Source organism: Streptomyces sp. RP5T (assembly GCF_003933965.1).
Classification (GTDB): Bacteria; Actinomycetota; Actinomycetes; order Streptomycetales; family Streptomycetaceae; genus Streptomyces.
This window is the reverse complement of record NZ_RSAJ01001212.1, coordinates 1-727: the sequence shown is the minus strand read 5'-3', so window position 1 is coordinate 727 and position 727 is coordinate 1. Positions and strand designations below refer to the sequence as shown.

At 76.8% G+C, this 727-nt stretch carries 1 protein-coding gene; it reads right to left on the bottom strand.

From position 1 onward, the window contains the following. Window positions 1-395 precede the first annotated feature (395 nt). Window positions 396-727: GNAT family N-acetyltransferase (locus EHS43_RS45460; protein ID WP_148104380.1), on the bottom strand; the 332-nt coding region annotated here is incomplete at its 5' end.

The following is a 727-nucleotide window of genomic DNA, read 5'->3' as shown; positions in this document are numbered from 1 at the left end:
GGGTTGGTCCGGGCGTTGAGGGGCGAGGTCGGTGTCCGGTCCGGTCGGCGGTCCCGATGTGGCCGTGCCCCGGGGGGGGGGGCCTGGCGTCGATGGCCAGGGTGGTGTCCGGTCCGGTCGGTGGTCCGTGTCCTGCCGGTCTCCGGCTGCCGCCCGATCGCGTCCGTCCGGTGCGGGGTGCGTTCTGGGACTGCGGGCGGCAGGTCCGGCGGCTGGTGGGCGGGGCGTGATCGGTGTTCGTGAGGTGCCGTCGGCGTCGTTCCGCGGTGTCGGGAAGAGCCGGCGCCGGGCCGGTGTTGTCCGCCGTGCGGGCGGTGGGGGCCACCGGAGGTGTCGGGTCGATCACCGGCGCGGCATGACAGGGCCCCTGCCGGGGTGCCTCCCGTGACGGGCGGTCACCCGGCGTCCCGGCCCATGAACTTCGCACTGGTGAGCGGAGCTTGCACATGCCAGCCCAGAGACTCGTACAGGCCCCGGCCCGCCGGAGTCCCGGCGAGGACGCCGGTCCTGGCGCCCGCCGCGGCCGCCGTGGCCTGGAGCGTGCGCATGACGACGCTGCCCAGGCCCCGGCGCCGGTGGGCGGGCGCGGTCTCGATCCGGTCGAAGACGGCGGTCGCACCGGTCGGGGCCAGCTGGCCGCGTGCGGCGAGGGAGCCGTCGGGAGCGGCGACGAGCACGCGCGTGACACCGCCGACGGACCAGACGCGCTTGCGGTAGCCCCCGGGAA